The following is a 1,116-nucleotide window of genomic DNA, read 5'->3' as shown; positions in this document are numbered from 1 at the left end:
AGCATCGGGGCTGCGTCGCCACTATTGGCAACTTTGACGGTGTTCACCGTGGTCACCAGGCTATCCTGGCCCGACTGCGTGAGCGTGCGCTCGAGTTGGGCGTACCCAGCTGCGTGGTGATTTTCGAGCCGCAGCCACGGGAATTCTTTGCCCCCGAGACCGCGCCGGCACGTCTGGCCCGGTTGCGCGACAAGCTGCAACTGCTGGCCGCCGAAGGCGTCGACCGGGTGTTGTGTCTGGCGTTCAACCAGCGCTTGAGCAAACTCAGCGCCAGTGAGTTCGTCGACACCATCCTTGTGGATGGCCTCGGTGTGCAGCATCTGGAAGTCGGTGACGATTTCCGCTTTGGCTGCGACCGCCTCGGTGATTTCGATTTCCTGATGCAGGCCGGGCAGGTTCACGGTTTTACCGTCGAAGCGGCGCAAACCGTCGAGCTGGACGGCATTCGCGTCAGCAGCACGCAAGTGCGCAACGCCTTGGCCGCCGCCGATTTTGCCTTGGCCGAACGTTTGCTCGGTCGCCCGTACCGGATCGCCGGTCGCGTGCTGCATGGCCAGAAACTGGCCCGGCAACTGGGCACGCCCACTGCCAACATTCAACTCAAGCGTCGTCGCGTGCCGTTCACCGGGGTCTATCTGGTGGATGTCGATATAGACGGCAAGACCTGGCCCGGCGTCGCCAATATCGGCGTGCGGCCTACGGTACAAGGTGATGGCAAGGCCCACCTTGAAGTCCATCTTTTAGATTTTGCCGGCGATCTGTATGACCGGCGTTTGACGGTGGTTTTCCACCAAAAGCTGCGTGAAGAGCAGCGCTTCGCCTCCCTGGAGGCATTGAAAACGGCGATCAATGCGGATGTCGGCACCGCCCGTGCACTAGCCGCACCTAGCGCCCATCGCTAATGAAGAGCCTTAATTGACCGACTATAAAGCCACGCTTAACCTGCCGGACACCGCCTTCCCAATGAAGGCCGGCCTGCCACATCGCGAACCGCCGATTCTGCAGCGCTGGGACAGTATTGGCCTGTACGGAAAGTTGCGCGAGATTGGCAAGGATCGTCCGAAGTTCGTTCTGCTTGACGGCCCTCCGTATGCCAAGGGCACGATCCACATCGGT

1 protein-coding gene and 1 pseudogene are annotated in these 1,116 nt (G+C 61.0%); both read left to right on the top strand.

What is annotated here, in order from left to right:
- Positions 1-902 (top strand): annotated as a pseudogene (gene ribF, locus ACIP66_RS28375) (bifunctional riboflavin kinase/FAD synthetase); the annotation flags it as partial.
- A 13-nt stretch (positions 903-915) separates the two neighbouring features.
- Positions 916-1,116 (top strand): class I tRNA ligase family protein (locus ACIP66_RS28370; protein ID WP_400652570.1); only part of this gene is annotated, 201 nt, incomplete at its 3' end.

It is taken from the genome of Pseudomonas sp. NPDC088429 (genome assembly GCF_044753305.1).
In the GTDB taxonomy this organism is placed as follows: Bacteria; Pseudomonadota; Gammaproteobacteria; order Pseudomonadales; family Pseudomonadaceae; genus Aquipseudomonas; species Aquipseudomonas rustica.
The sequence above is the reverse complement of the archived record's forward strand: the minus strand, read 5'-3'. Positions and strand labels throughout refer to the sequence as shown.